Origin of the sequence: Nostoc sp. KVJ20, assembly GCF_001712795.1 — a bacterium.
Taxonomy (GTDB): domain Bacteria; phylum Cyanobacteriota; class Cyanobacteriia; order Cyanobacteriales; family Nostocaceae; genus Nostoc.
Genome location: NZ_KV757821.1, coordinates 669 through 918 on the forward strand (window position 1 = coordinate 669; position 250 = coordinate 918).

A 250-nucleotide genomic window follows, 5' to 3' on the forward strand; every position below is an offset into this window, starting at 1 on the left:
GATCGCAAGACAGAGGGCGGTTACGCCATTGCACAGAATCTTCAGCGCGGTTATTGACATCTGTGGTGTGGTGGGTGTGGTGGACTGGACTGGCAACTGCGTTGCCGCGTCTCCTGTTTTACGATGGCGATCGCTCCAGTAGTTATGCTTTATTATTTTCTTCTGGCTAGCTCCCAGCTTACCCGCCACCGTAGGCAATCGCTAAGGGAGCAAGCGCTTCACCCCATACCCAATGCCCAAGACTTACAAC